The 15892-nt window shown below is 68.2% G+C and carries 17 protein-coding genes; 2 read left to right on the top strand and 15 right to left on the bottom strand.

The window, feature by feature from the left end; translation table 11 throughout:
• Positions 1–16 precede the first annotated feature (16 nt).
• The gene (dapE, locus tag Q8L83_RS07430; RefSeq protein ID WP_305285685.1) at positions 17–1174 is read right to left on the bottom strand and encodes a succinyl-diaminopimelate desuccinylase; all 1158 of its coding nucleotides are present in this window, start codon (positions 1172–1174) and stop codon (positions 17–19) included.
• A 411-nt stretch (positions 1175–1585) separates the two neighbouring features.
• Between dapE and Q8L83_RS07435 the strand changes: the two genes are divergently transcribed.
• Complete coding sequence (locus Q8L83_RS07435) at positions 1586–1975, top strand: hypothetical protein (protein ID WP_305285686.1); 390 nt, start codon at positions 1586–1588, stop codon at positions 1973–1975.
• 24 nt (positions 1976–1999) lie between these two features.
• On the opposite strand, the gene Q8L83_RS07440 is transcribed toward Q8L83_RS07435, so the two are convergent.
• The 4 genes from Q8L83_RS07440 to argB all read right to left on the bottom strand — a co-directional run bounded on the left by Q8L83_RS07440 (position 2000) and on the right by argB (position 5185).
• Entirely contained in the window at positions 2000–2431 is a 432-nt protein-coding gene (locus Q8L83_RS07440; RefSeq protein ID WP_305285687.1) for a hypothetical protein, read from the bottom strand.
• A 341-nt stretch (positions 2432–2772) separates the two neighbouring features.
• Entirely contained in the window at positions 2773–3612 is an 840-nt protein-coding gene (gene dapD / locus Q8L83_RS07445; RefSeq protein ID WP_305285688.1) for a 2,3,4,5-tetrahydropyridine-2,6-dicarboxylate N-succinyltransferase, read from the bottom strand.
• Positions 3612–4274 (bottom strand): pyrimidine 5'-nucleotidase, encoded by a 663-nt coding sequence (locus tag Q8L83_RS07450; RefSeq protein WP_305285689.1) that lies wholly within the window; start codon positions 4272–4274, stop codon positions 3612–3614. Before Q8L83_RS07450 ends, dapD begins: the two co-directional genes overlap by 1 nt.
• On the bottom strand, positions 4271–5185 hold the full coding sequence (argB, locus tag Q8L83_RS07455) for an acetylglutamate kinase (protein WP_305285690.1): 915 nt from the start codon (positions 5183–5185) through the stop codon (positions 4271–4273). Before argB ends, Q8L83_RS07450 begins: the two co-directional genes overlap by 4 nt.
• A 188-nt stretch (positions 5186–5373) precedes the next feature.
• Here argB and Q8L83_RS07460 point away from each other — a divergent pair, with 188 nt between their 5' ends.
• Positions 5374–6663, top strand: a complete 1290-nt coding sequence (locus Q8L83_RS07460; RefSeq protein ID WP_370868368.1) for an amidohydrolase family protein — start codon at positions 5374–5376, stop codon at positions 6661–6663.
• 19 nt (positions 6664–6682) lie between these two features.
• Here the strand turns inward: Q8L83_RS07460 and yihA are convergent, their stop codons facing one another.
• From yihA to Q8L83_RS07510, 10 genes are all read right to left on the bottom strand, one after another.
• Positions 6683–7339: a ribosome biogenesis GTP-binding protein YihA/YsxC gene (gene yihA, locus Q8L83_RS07465; RefSeq protein ID WP_305285691.1), complete on the bottom strand. Its 657-nt coding sequence runs from the start codon at positions 7337–7339 to the stop codon at positions 6683–6685.
• A complete protein-coding gene (yidC, locus tag Q8L83_RS07470) occupies positions 7336–9138 on the bottom strand; it encodes a membrane protein insertase YidC (RefSeq protein ID WP_305285692.1) in 1803 nt (600 codons plus the stop codon). The genes yihA and yidC overlap by 4 nt, the downstream gene beginning before the upstream one ends.
• Before the next feature lie 13 nt (positions 9139–9151).
• A complete protein-coding gene (rnpA, locus tag Q8L83_RS07475) occupies positions 9152–9550 on the bottom strand; it encodes a ribonuclease P protein component (RefSeq protein ID WP_305285693.1) in 399 nt (132 codons plus the stop codon).
• Between the two features lie 35 nt (positions 9551–9585).
• The gene (rpmH, locus tag Q8L83_RS07480) at positions 9586–9720 is read right to left on the bottom strand and encodes a 50S ribosomal protein L34 (RefSeq protein WP_293317463.1); all 135 of its coding nucleotides are present in this window, start codon (positions 9718–9720) and stop codon (positions 9586–9588) included.
• A gap of 93 nt (positions 9721–9813) precedes the next feature.
• Complete coding sequence (map, locus tag Q8L83_RS07485; protein WP_305285694.1) at positions 9814–10563, bottom strand: type I methionyl aminopeptidase; 750 nt, start codon at positions 10561–10563, stop codon at positions 9814–9816.
• A 26-nt stretch (positions 10564–10589) separates the two neighbouring features.
• Positions 10590–11573 (bottom strand): NADPH:quinone oxidoreductase family protein, encoded by a 984-nt coding sequence (locus tag Q8L83_RS07490; protein WP_305285695.1) that lies wholly within the window; start codon positions 11571–11573, stop codon positions 10590–10592.
• Complete coding sequence (locus Q8L83_RS07495) at positions 11573–12205, bottom strand: TetR/AcrR family transcriptional regulator (protein WP_305285696.1); 633 nt, start codon at positions 12203–12205, stop codon at positions 11573–11575. Before Q8L83_RS07495 ends, Q8L83_RS07490 begins: the two co-directional genes overlap by 1 nt.
• Before the next feature lie 140 nt (positions 12206–12345).
• The gene (locus Q8L83_RS07500; RefSeq protein WP_305285697.1) at positions 12346–12735 is read right to left on the bottom strand and encodes a hypothetical protein; all 390 of its coding nucleotides are present in this window, start codon (positions 12733–12735) and stop codon (positions 12346–12348) included.
• Positions 12736–12795: 60 nt separating this feature from the next.
• Positions 12796–13713: an SDR family oxidoreductase gene (locus Q8L83_RS07505; protein ID WP_305285698.1), complete on the bottom strand. Its 918-nt coding sequence runs from the start codon at positions 13711–13713 to the stop codon at positions 12796–12798.
• A 147-nt stretch (positions 13714–13860) separates the two neighbouring features.
• Positions 13861–15801, bottom strand: a complete 1941-nt coding sequence (locus Q8L83_RS07510; RefSeq protein ID WP_305285699.1) for a methyl-accepting chemotaxis protein — start codon at positions 15799–15801, stop codon at positions 13861–13863.
• Positions 15802–15892: the final 91 nt, after the last annotated feature.

Consider the following 15892-nt stretch of genomic DNA (forward strand, 5'->3'; position numbering starts at 1 on the left):
TCGGCGCGAGGGCGCTTCAGCCGCCGAACCGCGCGAAGTAGCGGGCGATCAGACGCTCATAGACCGCCTGCAGGTCGCGGATCTCGGCCACCGGGGCGCGTTCGTCCACCGCATGCATGGTCTTGCCCACCAGGCCGAGTTCGACCACCGGGCACAGGGCGCGGATGAAGCGGGCGTCCGAGGTGCCGCCGGTGGTGGACAGTTCCGGATCGCGCCCGGCCACGTCGCGCACGGCGGCGGCGACCACGTCGGTGAAGTCGCCCGGCGGCGTCAGGAAGGCCTCGCCGCTGATAGCGGGCGTGACCTGCACGGTCCCGTCGAAGCCCTCCGCCTGAGCCTGGGCGACGCCCTCGATCCAGGCGGCGAGGTCTGCCCCCTTGTGGGCGGGATTGAAGCGGATGTTCACCCGCGCCCGGGCGAGCGCGGGGATGACATTGGTGGCGGCGTTGCCCACATCGATGGTGGTGATCTCGAGGTTCGAGGGCTGGAATCCGCTATAGCCGTCGTCCAGCACATGGGCGTCCAAGGCGGCCAGGATGCGCACCAGCACCGGAACGGGATTGGCCGCCCGGTGGGGATAGGCCACATGGCCCTGCCGGCCTTCCACGGCGATTTCGGCGTTGATGCTGCCCCGCCGGCCGATCTTGATCATGTCGCCGAAGGTCTCGGCGCTGGTGGGTTCGCCGACCACGCAATGATCGACAATCTCCCCCTCGGCCATCAGGGCCTCGACCACCTTCCGGGTGCCGTCCAGGGCGATCCCTTCCTCATCGCCGGTGATCAGGAAGGAGAGCGAGCCACTCACCTCGCCCCGGGCGAGCGCGGCGGCCGCCGCGGCGGCGAAGGCGGCCAGCGCGCTCTTCATGTCCACCGCGCCGCGGCCGATCAGGATGTCGTCGACGATCTCGGCGGCGAAGGCGTCATGGCTCCAGGCGCCGGCGTCGCCCACCGGCACCACGTCGGTGTGCCCGGCGAAGCAGAGATTGGGCCGGGCCGTTCCCCAGCGGGCATAGAGATTCTCGATCTCCCCGAACCGCATCCGTCGGCAGGTGAAGCCGAGGGCTTCGAGCTGGCTTTGCAGCACGTCCATGGCCCCGGCGTCGGCTGGCGTGACCGAGGGGCGGCGAATGAGATCCTGGGTGAGGCGGACGGCGTCGAGGCTGATCATGTCCATGCAGGTAGCCGCAGGTTGCGCGATCGGCAATGGCGCGTGCTGGGCGCCCCGCGCCACCCGAGCCCAGTATGAGATGATTAATCCGCAGTAATCATCTCAGTGTAGGGACCATCTATGTTCCAAAGGACGCTCAATGGTGCTCGTATCTCCCAGTAATTGGAGGTCGAGATGAACTTCTCCGAGCTATTGGGCCGTCAAACTGTAAAGCCGTGCAGGTCCCGCATGGGCATGGCCTTGCGATCGAGTGATCCCAAGCATCGGCCGCCTGAGAAGAAGACTTTTGGCCGGCGCAGTCGCCGCCTCGATGCCGCCGCCAGCGATCATCTTTACTTTGTGGTGCGGTCTCTGGGTGTGCAGGGGCGAGATCATGTCCTGCAATACGCCTTCGCCGACGATCGCGGGAATGTCGTCATGAGCGCCTTCGTTCGCTCGCAGGCGCCAGCGGCGATCATGTTTGGGAGCCGGGCCGAAGATCTGGCCATGGAGCCGCTGGAGGCTGACGCCTTCGATCACATCGCCGCGCGACTTTGCGGCGGGGCCACGCTGGTGGCCTATCAGCGGGTGCTACAAGGGGGGCTTCTGCCCTATGGCGCAGTTCGTTCTGCGGCCGGCGTCGAGTGCGCCTGGCGTCGGTTCCAGCAGACGGCCCGGCGCATCGGCCTGGAGGTCTCTGCCCGGGAGCCGCTGACGCTCAATGACTGCCTGGCCTATGCCGGGCTGCCGGTCCTGGAGTCTGAGGACGCGGCCCTTCGGGCCCTGGCGATCCGCAGTCTCTGGCGCTGGATGGACGAGGTCGGCTGAGTGGGGGCTCAGCCTCTCAACCGATTAGCGCGGCGTGCGGATGGCGTCCCAGAAGAGAGGCTTCAGCTCGGTGAAGAAGGCGTCGAGGCCGTAGCGGTCGCCCAGGGTGAAAAGGCCGTCGGCGTCCCGGTTCAGATAGCCGTTGGCCGCCAGGATGAGCAGCTTGCGACGGGCGCTCTCGCGGGGGATGCCCGTGATTTCCGACAGGCTGAGCGCGTTCAGGCCGCGGGGCGGTCGGGCGACGCCGGCTTCGCCGTTAATCGTCTCGGCCAGTTCCGACAGCAGGAAGGTCAGATAGAGGACGTACTGATCCAGATCGCCGTCGAACCGAGCCCGAATGCGAATCAGCGAGGCCGATAGCTGGCCACCCCACCGGTAGAAGAAGCGCTGGGCGTCCTGGTCAAGATAGCCCGGACTGGGCTCGCTCCAGCCGCGCGCCTCGGCGGGCACAGCCATTGACTCATCCGCCGCGTCCCGTAGGGATGGCGGTTGAGAATTCGAGCTTAACGAAAACATAACCATCGCTCCGATTATAGGCGCCGTCGTAAAAACGACGAAAACCTGTCAATAGTTAGGCGAAGCGAGGGCCAATTCTATTCAGATCACTGGGCCAGCTGAGGGGGAAGACTTCGTTAACCAAGAATAGAACCGCCCCCGCTTCTGAGACTCAACCTAGTCTACTCGCCCATAACGGGAAACAAGTCCCGCGCTCAAAATGAGCGGGTGACGCTGCGGAGGGCGTGACGCGCGAGGTGTGAGCAGGACGTGATGCGGAAGGCGGCGAAGGTTGAAGTTTTTTAGTCGCGGAGCAGTTCGTTGACGCTGGTCTTTGACCGGGTTTGGGCGTCCACCGTCTTGACGATCACCGCGCAATAGAGGGAGGGGCCGACGCCGTGGGGATCGGGCAGGGATCCGGGCACCACCACCGAATAGGCCGGCACTTCCCCGCGATAGGTCTGGCCGGTCTTGCGGTCGATGATCTTGGTGGAGGCGGTGATGAAGACGCCCATGGACAGCACCGCGCCCTCACGGACGATCACGCCCTCGGCGACCTCCGACCGTGCGCCGATGAAGCAGCCATCTTCGATGATGGTCGGGTTGGCCTGCAGGGGCTCCAGCACCCCGCCGATGCCGGCGCCGCCGGAAATGTGCACGCCCTTGCCGATCTGGGCGCAGGAGCCGACCGTGGCCCAGGTGTCGACCATGGTTCCGTCATCCACATAGGCGCCGATGTTCACGAAGGACGGCATAAGCACCACGTTCTTGCCAATGTAGGAGCCGCGGCGGACCACGGCGCCCGGCACGGCGCGGAAACCCGCATCCTGGAACTGGGGCGCGTCCCAACCGTCGAACTTGGTCGGCACCTTGTCCCAGTAGGGTCCCGGCGCACCCGCATGCATGACGCTGTTGGGGTTCAGGCGGAAGGACAGCAGGATCGCCTGCTTGGCCCACTGGCGGACCTCCCACTGGCCGTCCTCGGCCCGCTCGGCCACCCGCAGGCGGCCTTCGTCCAGAAGGCGCAGGGTCTCGTCCACCGCCGTGCGGACCGGGCCCTTGGTGGCTGTCGAGAGTCCGTCGCGGGCCTCCCAGGCGGCTTCGATCTCGGTCTTCAGATCGTCAAAGGTCAGCGCGGTCATCAGCGGGTCTCCCTGAGGCGTGCGGTCGCCAGGAACGGCGCCAGCTTTTCGGTGCGATGTCGGACGAAGGGGGCGGTCGAGGCCGGAGCGTGGGCGCCCACCAGAACGGTGGTCATGCCCAGGGCGGCGGCCGGCGCAAGGTTGCGCTCGGAGTCCTCGAAGAAGGCGGTGGCCTCAGGCGCCAGGCCGTGGGTGTCCAGCATGGCCTGGAAGGCGGCCGGATCAGGCTTGGGCCGGAAGCCGAAGGAATCGATGTGGAAGACGTCGTCGAACAGGTGGTGCAGGCCCAGATGGGTCAGGACCCGTTCGGCATGGAAGGCGTCGGCGTTGGTGAAGATCAGCCGGCGGCCGGGCAGGCGCTCAAGACCCGCCAGCAGGTCGGCGTCTTGGGCCAGGGCTTCGAGGGAGAGGTCATGGAACAGGGCGTTGAAGTCGGCGGGATCGACGCCGTGATGCTCCATCATGCCCCTCAGCGTCAGGCCATGTTCGACCAGATAGCGCTTCTGGAGGGCGAAGGCCTCGTCGGTCGGCAGGCCGGTGACCTTGACCACGAACTGCGTCATCCGCGCCTCGATCTGGGCCATGAAGCCCGACTCGGCCGGATAGAGCGTGTTGTCGAGATCGAACAGCCAGGTGTCGACGTGGACGAGGTCGGCGCTCATGCGGAGATCAGAGTCCCGGCGCCATGCTCGGAGAACAGCTCCACCAGCATGGCGTGCGGGCGACGGCCATCGAGGATGACCACGGCCTGGACGCCGGACTCCACCGCATTGATGGCCGTCTCCAGCTTGGGGATCATGCCGCCGGTGGCGACGCCCGAGGCGATGGCCTCGCGGGCCTGGGCGAGATTCATCTCGCGGATCAGCTGACCATTGGCGTCCAGCACGCCCTTGACGTCGGTGAGCAGCAGCATGCGCTTGGCGCGCAGGGCGCCGGCCAGGGCGCCGGCCACGGTGTCGGCGTTGATGTTGTAGGTCTCGCCGGCCTTGGAGACGCCGATCGGGGCGATGACCGGGACATAGTCCTCGTCGGCGTAGATCAGGGCCTCGATCAGCTTGGGATCGATCTTGGTGGGCTCACCCACAAAGCCCAGATCGACGGCCTGTTCGATCTGGCTGTCGGGGTCCTTGCGAGTGCGGACGGCCTTTTCGACGGTGATCAGGCGGGCGTCCTTGCCCGACAGCCCTACGCCCCGGACGTCGGCCTCGGCGCCGGCCAGGGTGATCCAGTTGGCGATCTCCTTGTTGATGGCGCCCGACAGCACCATCTCGGCGACCTCCATGGTGGCCGCATCGGTGACCCGCAGGCCGTCGACGAAGCTCGACTTTACGCCGGCCTTGTCCAGCATCCGGGAAATCTGCGGCCCGCCGCCATGGACGACCACCGGGTGGACGCCCAGCATCTTCAGCAGCACCGCGTCGGCGGCGAACAGCTTGGCCACCGACTCTTCGCCCATGGCGTGGCCGCCATACTTGATGACCACGGTTTCGCGGTCGTAGTGCTGGATGAAGGGCAGGGCCTCGGCCAGGGTGCGGGCCGTCGCCCAGCCTTCTTCTTCGGTGGTGTCGGTCACGTGGCCGCGGCTCCCTGGACGTGGATGGCCCCGATAGCCGACGGCGGCTTCTGTGTCACCCGCCGCCCGCAGCTTCGGCGCCGGCGATGAGGCGGGCCGGGGGCATGAATCTCGAATCGACGCCGCCCCGCCGCACGCCTATGCCCGGATAGGGTCCAGAGGGGACCTACGAGTCGGGGGACAGGCCCATGGGCAAGGACATTCTTCGAAACCGCCTGCTGGGCGCCGTGGCCGTCAGCCTCATGGCCTTCGGGGCTCAGGCGCAGACCGTCGTCGTGCGAGCCGCCCATCTGCTCGACCCCGCTACGGGCCGCATGCTGGCCGACCCCGTGGTGGTGATCACCGATGGCAAGATCACCCAGGTGGCGAGCGCCGCCCAGGCTCCGGCCGATCCCGCAGGCGCCACGCGGGTGGACCTGCCCGGCGTCACCCTGCTGCCGGGGCTGATCGACATGCATGTCCACCTGACCTCGACGCCGGTCTATGGGGGCTACAACTATCTGCAGTACTCCGACGCCTTCTGGACGGCGGTGGGGACGCGCAGCGCCAAGGACACCCTGGAAGCGGGCTTCACCACGGTGCGCAATGTCGGTTCCGAGTTCTATGGCGATGTGGGCCTGCGCGAGGCGATCGCCGAGGGGCACATCCCCGGACCGCGCATCGTCACGGCGGCCTATTCCTTCGGCGCGACAGGCGGCCACTGCGACTCCACCTTCTTCCCGCCGTCCATGGATGAGAAGAGCCCCTATGTGGCTGATGGACCGGAGGCGGCCCGGCGCAATGTGCGGACCCTGCGCAAGTACGGCGCCCAGGTGATCAAGATCTGCGCCACCGGCGGGGTCTTCTCCCGAGGCTCCGAGCCCGGCGCCCAGCAACTGGCCCTCGATGAGATCAAGGCCGTCACCGAAGCCGCCCACATGGCCGGGATGAAGGTGGCCGCCCACGCCCACGGCGCGCCCGGCATTCGCGCCGCCATCCTGGGGGGCGTCGACACCATCGAGCACGCCAGCCTGGTGGACGATGAAGGCATCCGGCTGGCCCGCGAACACGGCGCCTGGTTCAGCATGGACATCTACAACACCGAATACACCCAGTCCGAGGGGCGCAAGAACGGCGTGCTGGAGGACAATCTGCGCAAGGACCGCGACATCGCCGAGATCCAGCGGGAGAACTTCCGCAAGGCCCTCAAGGCTGGGGTGAAGATGGTCTACGGCACCGACGCCGGGGTCTATCCCCATGGCCAGAATGGCCGCCAGTTCGCGGTCATGGTCCGCTATGGGGCGACCCCGCTCCAGGCCATCCAGACCGCCACAGTGAACGCCGCCCAAGCGCTGGGCCAGGCGGGCGAGGTGGGGGTCGTGGCGCCCGGCGCCTGGGGCGACCTGATCGGCGTCAGCGGCGATCCCCTGACCGACGTCACCCTGCTGGAGGCCCCGGTGTTCGTGATGAAGGGCGGCGAGACGGTGAAGGCGCCCTGAGGGCGTTCCACCGTCTGCCCTAGACCTCGGTGATCTCGCAGGCCGCGGCGATCTCGGCCCGCAGTTCGGCTAGGCCGGCGGCGGTTTCCGCCGAGGTGGCGATCACCCGGGGGAAGGCGGCCGGGCGCTTGGCGATGGCCGCCTCAGTGCGGCGGCGGACATCCTCCACCGCGGCGGGGCGCAGCTTGTCGGCCTTGGTCAGGACGATCTGATAGGAGACGGCGGCCCGGTCGAAGGCGTCCATGGGATCGCCGTCCACCTCTTTCAGGCCGTGGCGGGCGTCGATCAGCAGATAGGCGCGCTTCAGGTTCGGCCGGCCGCGCAGATAGTCCCGGCCCAGGTTCTGGAACTTCTTGACCTCGGTGCGCGAGGCCCGGGCGAAGCCGTAGCCCGGCAGGTCCACCAGGCGAAGGCGTTCGTCCAGCACGAAGAAGTTCACCTCGCGGGTGCGGCCCGGCGAATTGGACGCCCGCGCCAGGTGCTTGTGGCCCACCAGGGCGTTGATCAGCGAGGACTTGCCCACGTTGGAGCGACCGGCGAAGGCCACTTCCGGCAGGTCCGGCGCCGGCAGGCCGTCCATGGCGACGGCCCCCATCATGAACTCCGCCTTGCGGGCGAAGAGGATGCGGGCGGCCTCCAGGGCCGCGTCGTCGAAGAGTTCGTCGGGCGCGCTCAAGTGACCGCCTTCTTGCCCTTGAAGCGATTGATCAGGCTGTCGATCGGGTTATCGACCTGGAAGCGGCGCATGATGATGTACTGCTGGCCGATGGTCAGGATGTTGTTCCAGATCCAGTAGATCAGCAGGCCCGCGGCGAACGGCGCCATGATGAAGGTGAACATGATCGGCATCAGCTGGAAAATCCGCTGCTGAATCGGATCGGTGGCCGGCGGGTTCATGGCCGTGGTCAGCCACATGGTGAAGCCGTAGAGCAGCGGCAGCACGCCCAGATGCAGCGGGCCGTTCAGGAAGCCGCCGATCAGCGGGACTGTGCCGGGGTCCCACGGGATGGCGCCGAACAGGTTGAAGATGGTCGTCGGGTCCCGCGACGAGAGATCCTGGATCCAGCCATAGAAGGGAGCGTGCCGCATCTCGATGGTGACGGTCAGCACCTTATAGAGGGCGTAGAAGACGGGAATCTGCACCAGCATGGGCAGGCAGCCGGTCAGCGGATTGATCTTTTCCGTCTTGTAGAGGCCCAGAAGCTCCTGCTGCTGCTTGGCCGGGTCGTCCTTGTACTTCTTGCGCAGTTCCTCGATCTGAGGCTGCACCTTCTTCATCTTGGTCAGGGATTCGTAGCTCTTGTTGGCCAGCGGGAAGAAGATCAGCTTGACCACGACGGTCAGGGCCAGGATCGCCAGGCCGACATTGCCGATGTGCTGATAGATGAAGTGCAGGAAGCTGAAGAGCGGCCGGGTCAGGAACCAGAAGTTGCCCCAGTCGACGGCGGCGTCCAGCCGGGGAATGTTGAGGTCGGTCTCATAGGCCTTGAGCACCGGCACGGTCTTGGCGCCGGCGAAGAAGTGGGTGGTCTCGGTGATCTGGCGGCCAGAGGCGATGGTCCGGGGCTGGCCCACATAGTTGGCCTCGAAGATCTCCACCGGCCCGGCGCGGGTGACGCGGAACTCGCCCTTCAGGGTCTCGTCCTGGTCGGGGATCAGGGCCGCGAGCCAGTACTTGTCGGTGATGCCGAGCCAGCCGCCCTGGGAGGTGACCTCGGGTCCGCCGTCCTTGGCCCACTTGTTGTACTTCACCAGGCGAAGCTCCTCGCCCAGCCAGCCGACCGCGCCTTCGTGCACGATCTGGTTCTTGCCGAGGTCGGCCGGGATGCCCTGACGCTGCACCGAGCCATAGGGGGCCAGGGTCACCGAGCCCTCGCCGGTATTGGCCACCGTGTCGGTCACGGTGAACATGTAGCGGTCGTCCACCGAGATCTGGCGGGTGAAGGTCAGGCCCTGGCCATTGGTGTGGCGAAGGGTGACCGGCGAGTCGGGCGCGAGGCGATCGCCCTCGACCAGGGTCCAGCGGGTGTCAGGCGTGGGCAGGCCGGTGAGGTTGGCCCCGGTCCAGCCGAACTCGGCGAACCAGGCATATTCCGCGCCCTCGGGGCGCAGCAGCTCGACGGGGTCGGCGTCGGAATCAACGCTGACCTTGTAGTTGTTGAGGAACAGGTCATCGATCCGCGCGCCACGCAGGGCGATGGAGCCGGTCAGAGAGGGCGTCGCCACCGGCACCCGGGCGGTGCGCGCCACGACGGTGGCGCGGTCAGCCATCTGCGCCGGTCCCGAGGGCAGAGCGGGGTCGCGGCCGACCGGATTTGTCCCGGGCGCCACAGGCGCGTCCGCGGCGGCGGCCCGGGCGGCCTCGGCCTGCTGGCGCCTGGCCGCCGGCTCGATCACCAGGAACTGGTAGACCACCAGCACGATGATGGCGCTGACCACGAACAGGATCGTGTTGCGGGTGTTGTCATTTTGCATGGAGTCAGCGCGCTCAGGCGGGAGGAGGGGTTGCGGTCGCAGACGGACGCGCCTGCCGGTCGCTTTCGGTGGCGAGGCTTATCAGCGCGCTTTTCACATCGTCAAGCAAACGCGGCCAGGCCCGGGCCGGCGCGCCGCTTCGGGCGATGAGAACATAGTCGAATCCGGGGCGCGCCAGGCTCGGTAGAATCTCGTGGGCGGCGGCCCGCATGCGGCGCTTGGCGCGGTTGCGGACCACAGCGCCGCCCACCTTGCGGGTGGCGGTGAAGCCGACGCGGACCAGGGCCGTGTCATCGGCCCGGTCGCGGGCCTGGACGACCACGGCGCCCCTCGCGCACGAAAACGCCCGCGCGGCGGCCAGAAAGTCTGGACGCTTACGCAGGCGCTCGATCTTGATGGGGGCGTCGGTCACGCCGACACCTCGATTCTGCCGCTCAGCGAACGCCCTTAGGCGCTCAGACGCTTGCGGCCCTTGGCGCGGCGGCGCTGAATGACCTTTTGGCCATTCTTGGTGGCCATGCGCGCGCGGTAGCCGTGACGGCGCTTACGCACGAGTCGCGACGGCTGATATGTCCGCTTCACGTTGTTGGCTCCAGCTCAGAAAAACGAGGCGCGGAGATACGCCAACCACCTGGCCCCGTCAACCGCTCGGCTGCGGAAAAGGCCGAATGTCCCTCAATTGGCCAGGGTCATGATGATCGGCCCGTTGCGGGTGGCGACCAGGGTGTGCTCGTACTGCACCGCCGGACCGCCGCCGGTGGGGCGCAATGTCCACCCATCGTCCAACTCGTCCACCCAGTCTTCGCCCAGCGCCAGGAAGGGCTCGATGGTGAAGACCAGGCCTTCGGTGATCTGGCGGCGATCGCCCGGCTCGTACCAGGTGGGGATGCTCTCAGGCTCCTCGTGCAGGGACCGGCCGACCCCGTGGCTGGCGAGGTTGCGGATCAGGCTGTAGCCGTTCTGCCGGGCGAAGCCCTCGATGCTGCGGCCGATGGCGTTCAGCGGCGCGCCGGGCCGCACCGCGCGGATGCCGCTCCACATGGCGCGGCGACCATCGCGGCACAGACGCTCCACCTTGCGGGACACCGGCGGCACGGCGAAGCTGGCGCCGGTGTCGCCGAAATAGCCGTCGAGCTCGGCGGAGACGTCGATATTCACCAGATCGCCGGCGACGATCTTCTGCTCGCCGGGGATGCCGTGGGCGACGTCTGGCCCCACCGAGATGCAGGTGGCGCCGGGAAAGCCGTAGGTGAGCTCAGGCGCAGGCCTCGCGCCTTCCGCCTCCAGCAGGCGTCGGCCGATCCCGTCCAGCTCGGCGGTGGTCATGCCAGGCTCCAGCGCCTTGCCCATGGCCTCGAGGGTCTGGGCGACCAGTCGGCCGATGATCCTGAGCTTTTCCAGATCTTCCTGGCTGTTGATGGTCATGGCGGTCTTTCGTCGAGGATGTGGCGTCAGAGATCGGGACGAATGACGGCTTTGCCAACCACCTGGCGCAGAGCCAGGCTGTCGAAGGCGGCGCGCCAGTCGGCCAGGGGATATTCGGCATGGACCCGCGGGGTGACCTGGCCGGCCTGCGCCAGGGCCCAGATCGCCGCCTGGTTCTCACGCCCCTTGTCAGGAAACTGGCGGCCATACTCGCCGGCGCGAACGCCCATCAGGGAGAAGCCCTTGATCAGCGCCAGGTTGACCGGCAGCACGGGCAGCCGGCCGGAGGTGAAACCGATGGACAGCAGCCGGCCGTCGAAGGCGATGCAGCGCACGCTCTCGTCGAACACGTCGCCGCCCACGGGATCATAGATGATGTCGGCCCCGCGGCCGCCGGTGATCGCCTTGACCGCCTCGCGGAAGCCGCCGGTGACATTGACCGTCGCGTCCGGGCCATAGGCGTCGGCGACAATGGCCAGCTTCGCGTCCGAGGCCGAGGCGGCGATGACCTTGCAGCCCAGGTGACGGGCGAGATCGACGGCCGCCAGGCCCACCCCGCCGGCCGCCCCATGCACCAGCACCCACTCGCCGGGCTCGGCCCGGGCGCGGCGCACCAGCGACACATAGGCGGTGAGATAGGCCGTGGCGTAGCCCGCGGCCTGGCTGAAGGAGAGGCGCTCAGGCTTGCGGCGCAGGCCCTTGGCCGGGGTGACGGCAAATTCGGAGAAGCCGCCGATCCGCGCGCCGCCGACGACGGCCTCGCCGATCTGGAAGTCCTCGACGCCCTCGCCCAGGGCCTCGACCTCGCCCGCGATCTCCATGCCGGGAATGAAGGGCAGGGCGGGCTTGTGCTGATACTCGCCGCGGGTCTGCAGCAGGTCGGGGAAGTTCACCGCTGCGGCCCGCACCCGCACCAGCACCTCGCCAGGCCCTGGGGCGGGCGTCTCGACCTCCTTCAGGACGCAGCCGCCATAGTCGGCCGCCAGTTCCTCGACCAGCAGGGCGCGCATCAGCGGTCTTCCGCCGGTTGCGCCTGGGGCAGGCCCTTGAGGCCCGAGAGGATGAGGGCGGTGGAGAAGGCCGTGGCGCCGTCCACGTCGACGGGGCGGCGGTTCAGCATCTGGTCGCCCACCTCGCGGGCGATGGCGATGCAGGCGGCGGCCAGATAGTCGGCGTCGGCGGCCGGCACCCCGCCGCGGGCGATGGCGTCCAGGATGGCGGCGCGCACCTCGCTGAACACCGCCTCCATCTCCGGGGTCTGACCCTGGACGTGCAGGTGCTCCTCGGCCGGTCGCCGGGCGGCCCAGTTCTGGTATTCGTCTGCGAGGAACCGGAAATAGGCCCGCAGGGCGGCGCGCAAAAAGCTTTCGAAGTCGTCGTTCTGGCTGCGCAGGGCCTTCAGGATCGGGCCGAACCGCCGGGCGCCGTCGTCGGCCAGGGCGGCGAACACCTCCTCCTTCGATTTGAAGTAGTTATAGAAGGTGCCGGCGGCGAGGCCGGTCCGGCGAATGATGTCGCGCACCGTGCAAGGTTCGTAGCCGATCTCACCGAACACCTCGCGCGCGGCGTCCAATATGGCGGTCCGGTTCTGGACCTTGGTCTTGGCGCGCTTTCCGGCCGGGAGAATGGCGAGCTGGGACATGCGACTCCGTACGCAAAACTGACGGGTGTCATTCTAGGCCGTGGTATTGGCCAGCGCCACTGGTCTGACGCACGTGGTCGTCAGGCCCCTGATATTCAGGCCGCCCGCTTGCCCCTTGGGCGCCGCAGGGCCGGGCTGGGTCAGACGGCGGGTGCGCCGCCGCCGCCAGGGCCGCAGCCCAGCCGGCATTGCCCCCAGGCCTGGGGGCATTCGTCGGAGGCGTTATCGGCCAGGCAGAAATAATAGGTCTGGGCGCAGGACATCCGGCAGGCCTGGGCGTCTGGCGGCGGGGGGGACGACATCAGCACAGGTCCCGCCAGGGGGCGCAGATTCAGGTCGATCGTCCCCGGCGCCGACGTGGCTTCGCCCGCCGCGCCGGCGGCTCCTGAAGCCTCGGGGGCCAGGTCGCCGGCCCCCCGCAGGCCAAGGGCGCCCGCGCCCGGCCGAGACAGGTCCAGGCGTCCGTCCGTCTGGGCAGACGCCGGGAGACCCGTCAGTGCGGCCAGCAGAAGGGCGAGGGCGAGACGCATGACGCCATCCTGGCCCCCAGCCGTTAAGGCCCGATTAACCACGTTCTCGCCCGGGCCTGTTCAGACGGTGCGTTGGGCGCGGTCCTTCTCGTTGGTGGTCTGGATCGCCTTGCGGGCGGCCTGCCACTCATCGTCGCCCCAGGCGCGCAGGCGCGAGAAGTTGCCGCCGGTGGCCTGCCAGGACGCTCCGTCGATGGCGATGGTCTGGCCGTTCACATAGGCCGACAGGGGATGCAGCAGATAGACGGCCAGATTGGCCAGTTCGCGCATGTCGCCGACCCGGCCCATGGGGTTGCTGCTCATGTCGCCATAGGCGCCGCCGGTCTCCTCGCCCTGGCTGGGATTGAGCCGCGCGCTCATGCCCTCGGTGGGGAAGGGACCCGGCGCGATATTGTTGAAGCGGATGCCGTAGGAGCCCCATTCCACAGCGAGCGACTGGCTCATGGCCGCAATGCCCGCCTTCGACATGGCCGAGGGCACCGTGTAGGGGCCGCCGTTCCAGATCCAGGTGACCAGGATGGAGACGACCGAGGCCTTGCGGCCCTCGGCGATCCAGCGCTTGCCGCAGCCCTGGGTGACGAAGAAGGCGCCGCGGAAGACGATGTTGGAGATGGCGTCGAAGCCCCGGGGCGAGAGGTCCTCGGTGCGGCTGATGAAGTTGCCCGCCGCATTGTTGACCAGACCGGTCAGGGCGCCGCCGTCAGCCCAGATGGCGTCCAGCATGGCCTCGATGGCGTCGGGCACGCGGATGTCGCAGGCCAGGCCCACGCACTTGCCGCCGTGGGCCGCCATCAGTTCGCTGGCGGTCGCCTCCACCACGCCGCCGCGCCGGCCGCAGATATAGACCTCGGCGCCCAGCATCAGGCAGGCCTCCGCCATCACCTTGCCCAGCCCCGTGCCGCCGCCGGTGATCAGGATCCGTTCGCCCGCCATCAGGCCGGGGCGGAACATCAGGTCGTCCATCGAAAACTGGGCCATGGGGCGTCTTCCGCTGTTTTCGACACTGCGGACCTGTGACGCCTCGTCGGTCAAGCCCCGGCGTCGGCCGAGGTTCATGTGCTGAAAACGAAAGAAGCGCGCGGGGGGCCGCACGCTTCGATCAGCTCAGTCGGTCAGGGAAGGGCCTTAGAACTCTTCCCAGCCCTCTTCCTGGGCGGCGGGCGCCAGGGCCAGGGCTGTGGCGCCTCGGGTCGCGGCGCGGGGCGCTGCGGCCGGTCGGGGCGCAGCCCGCGGGGCGGGGGCTGCCGAGCGATAGGCGGCGGGCTGGCCGGCCGAAACCCTGAACCGTCCCACCAGCTTGGCGAGTTCGCGGGACTCATCGGCCAGGACGCGGCTGGCGGCGGTGGACTGCTCGACCATGGCGGCGTTCTGCTGGGTCACGTGGTCCATCTCATTGACCGCCGTATTGACCTGGGCCAGGCCCAGCGCCTCCTCCTTGGCCGAGGCGGCGATCTCGCTGACCAGCCCGTTGATCTCGGTCACCTGGGACACGATCCGCTCCAGGGCCTTGCCCGTCTCGCCCACCAGGCCGACCCCTTGGGACACCTGTTCGGTCGAGGCGCTGATCAGGGCCTTGATCTCCTTGGCCGCCTCGGCCGAGCGCTGGGCGAGCGCCCGCACCTCGGAGGCGACCACGGCGAAGCCGCGGCCGGCGTCGCCGGCCCGGGCGGCCTCGACCCCGGCGTTCAGGGCCAGCAGGTTGGTCTGGAAGGCGATCTCGTCGATCACCCCGATGATCTGGCTGATCTGGGCTGAGGACTGTTCGATCTGGCCCATGGCGGCCACCGCGCGGCGGACGACTTCACCGGAGCGCTCGGCGTCGGCCCGGGCCGAGGTGACGGCTTCCCGACCCTGATCGGCGCTGCTGGAGGTTTTCTGGACGGTCGCGGTGATCTCGTCGAGGGCCGCGGCGGTCTCTTCGAGGGTGGCGGCCTGATGCTCGGTGCGGCGGGACAGGTCGTCGGCGCCCGACGAGATTTCGGTCGCCCCAGAGGTGATCGCGCCGGTGGTCGAGGCGATGGCCCCCATGACGTCTTCCAGCTTGGCCACGGCGGCGTTGAAGTCGTCGCGGAGCTTTTGATATTCGCCGGGGAAGTCGGTCTCCAGTCGATAGGTGAGGTCGCCGTCGGCCAGGTGCGACAGGGCCCGAGCCAGCTCGCCGACCACGCGCGCCTGCTCCTCGGCCACGGCGGCGGCGGCCTCGGCGCTCTGGCGGCGGGACTCTTCGGCGGACTGGCGGGAGGATTCCTGGTCGGCCCGCAGCTGTTCCATCTGGATCTGGTTGTCGCGGAACACGGTCAGCGAGCCGACGATGGCGCCGAGCTCATCCTTGCGGGCCAGGACGTCGAGATTGACCTCGTTGTCGCCGCGGGACAGGCGCTCGGTGGCGCCGGCGATGCGCTTGACCGCCCGGCGCATGGTCAGCACCGACATCAGCGCCAGGGCGCCGGCCGCCAGCAGGGTGATCAGGACCACCGCGATGGTGACATTGCGGGCCAGGGCCGCACGGGCCTCGCTGGCCGCAGCCCGGGCGTCGGTCGCCGCCTGGGTCTCGGCGACGATGGCGCCCAGATTGGCGGTCATCTCCGTATACTGTTCTTCGAAGGGCGCGGCGAAGCTCGCAGCGGTGGTGAAGTCCACCGAGAGCAAGGCGGCGATGATGTCCAGCGCCTCGCGGGTCTCTGTCAGGTCCTGGATCAGGGTGTCGAAGGCCGCCTGCTGGCTGGCCGGCGCGGTGGCCTTGGCGGTGGCCGCATCGGCGGCGATGGCGTCCACCTCGGCGAGCATCTGCTGGGCCTGGGCGTCGATGGTCTCGACCTCGAGGGCCGCGGCCTGCTTGGTCAGGAGGAAGTAGAGCTGGCCATGAACGGCGTTGATCCGTTCAGAAATCTGCTGGATCCGCAGGCTGTTAGGCATGTCGGTGTGAACCACCTGCTGCAAGGCCCTGGTCTGGGCCTGCTGCATATAAATGGTCCCGCCCGCAACGGCGGCGAGCATGAGCAAGGCGAAGGCCGGCGCGAAGCCGATCTTCACGATCAAAGGTAAGTCCACAAGCCGAAAGCGCATCGCTGTTCCATCCCCCTGACAGGCCTGAATTTCCTATCCAGCCAGGGCATAATGAACGGCAGGTTGCTAACAGTTCCTCACCGAGGGTTGC

The organism is Phenylobacterium sp., assembly GCF_030680185.1.
Taxonomy (GTDB): domain Bacteria; phylum Pseudomonadota; class Alphaproteobacteria; order Caulobacterales; family Caulobacteraceae; genus Phenylobacterium.

What these genes read in the sequence shown, in the direction of transcription:
- Q8L83_RS07500 (WP_305285697.1), bottom strand. Translation starts at nt 12,735, where the DNA reads ATGCGTCTCGCCCTCGCCCTTCTGCTGGCCGCACTGACGGGTCTCCCG.
- Q8L83_RS07435 (WP_305285686.1), top strand. Translation starts at nt 1,586, where the DNA reads ATGAGCGCCTTCGTTCGCTCGCAGGCGCCAGCGGCGATCATGTTTGGG.
- dapD (WP_305285688.1), bottom strand. Translation starts at nt 3,612, where the DNA reads ATGACCGCGCTGACCTTTGACGATCTGAAGACCGAGATCGAAGCCGCC.
- Q8L83_RS07510 (WP_305285699.1), bottom strand. Translation starts at nt 15,801, where the DNA reads ATGCGCTTTCGGCTTGTGGACTTACCTTTGATCGTGAAGATCGGCTTC.
- Q8L83_RS07490 (WP_305285695.1), bottom strand. Translation starts at nt 11,573, where the DNA reads ATGCGCGCCCTGCTGGTCGAGGAACTGGCGGCCGACTATGGCGGCTGC.
- Q8L83_RS07450 (WP_305285689.1), bottom strand. Translation starts at nt 4,274, where the DNA reads ATGAGCGCCGACCTCGTCCACGTCGACACCTGGCTGTTCGATCTCGAC.
- yidC (WP_305285692.1), bottom strand. Translation starts at nt 9,138, where the DNA reads ATGCAAAATGACAACACCCGCAACACGATCCTGTTCGTGGTCAGCGCC.
- dapE (WP_305285685.1), bottom strand. Translation starts at nt 1,174, where the DNA reads ATGGACATGATCAGCCTCGACGCCGTCCGCCTCACCCAGGATCTCATT.
- Q8L83_RS07495 (WP_305285696.1), bottom strand. Translation starts at nt 12,205, where the DNA reads ATGTCCCAGCTCGCCATTCTCCCGGCCGGAAAGCGCGCCAAGACCAAG.
- Q8L83_RS07460 (WP_370868368.1), top strand. Translation starts at nt 5,374, where the DNA reads ATGGGCAAGGACATTCTTCGAAACCGCCTGCTGGGCGCCGTGGCCGTC.
- Q8L83_RS07505 (WP_305285698.1), bottom strand. Translation starts at nt 13,713, where the DNA reads ATGGCCCAGTTTTCGATGGACGACCTGATGTTCCGCCCCGGCCTGATG.
- map (WP_305285694.1), bottom strand. Translation starts at nt 10,563, where the DNA reads ATGACCATCAACAGCCAGGAAGATCTGGAAAAGCTCAGGATCATCGGC.
- Q8L83_RS07440 (WP_305285687.1), bottom strand. Translation starts at nt 2,431, where the DNA reads ATGGCTGTGCCCGCCGAGGCGCGCGGCTGGAGCGAGCCCAGTCCGGGC.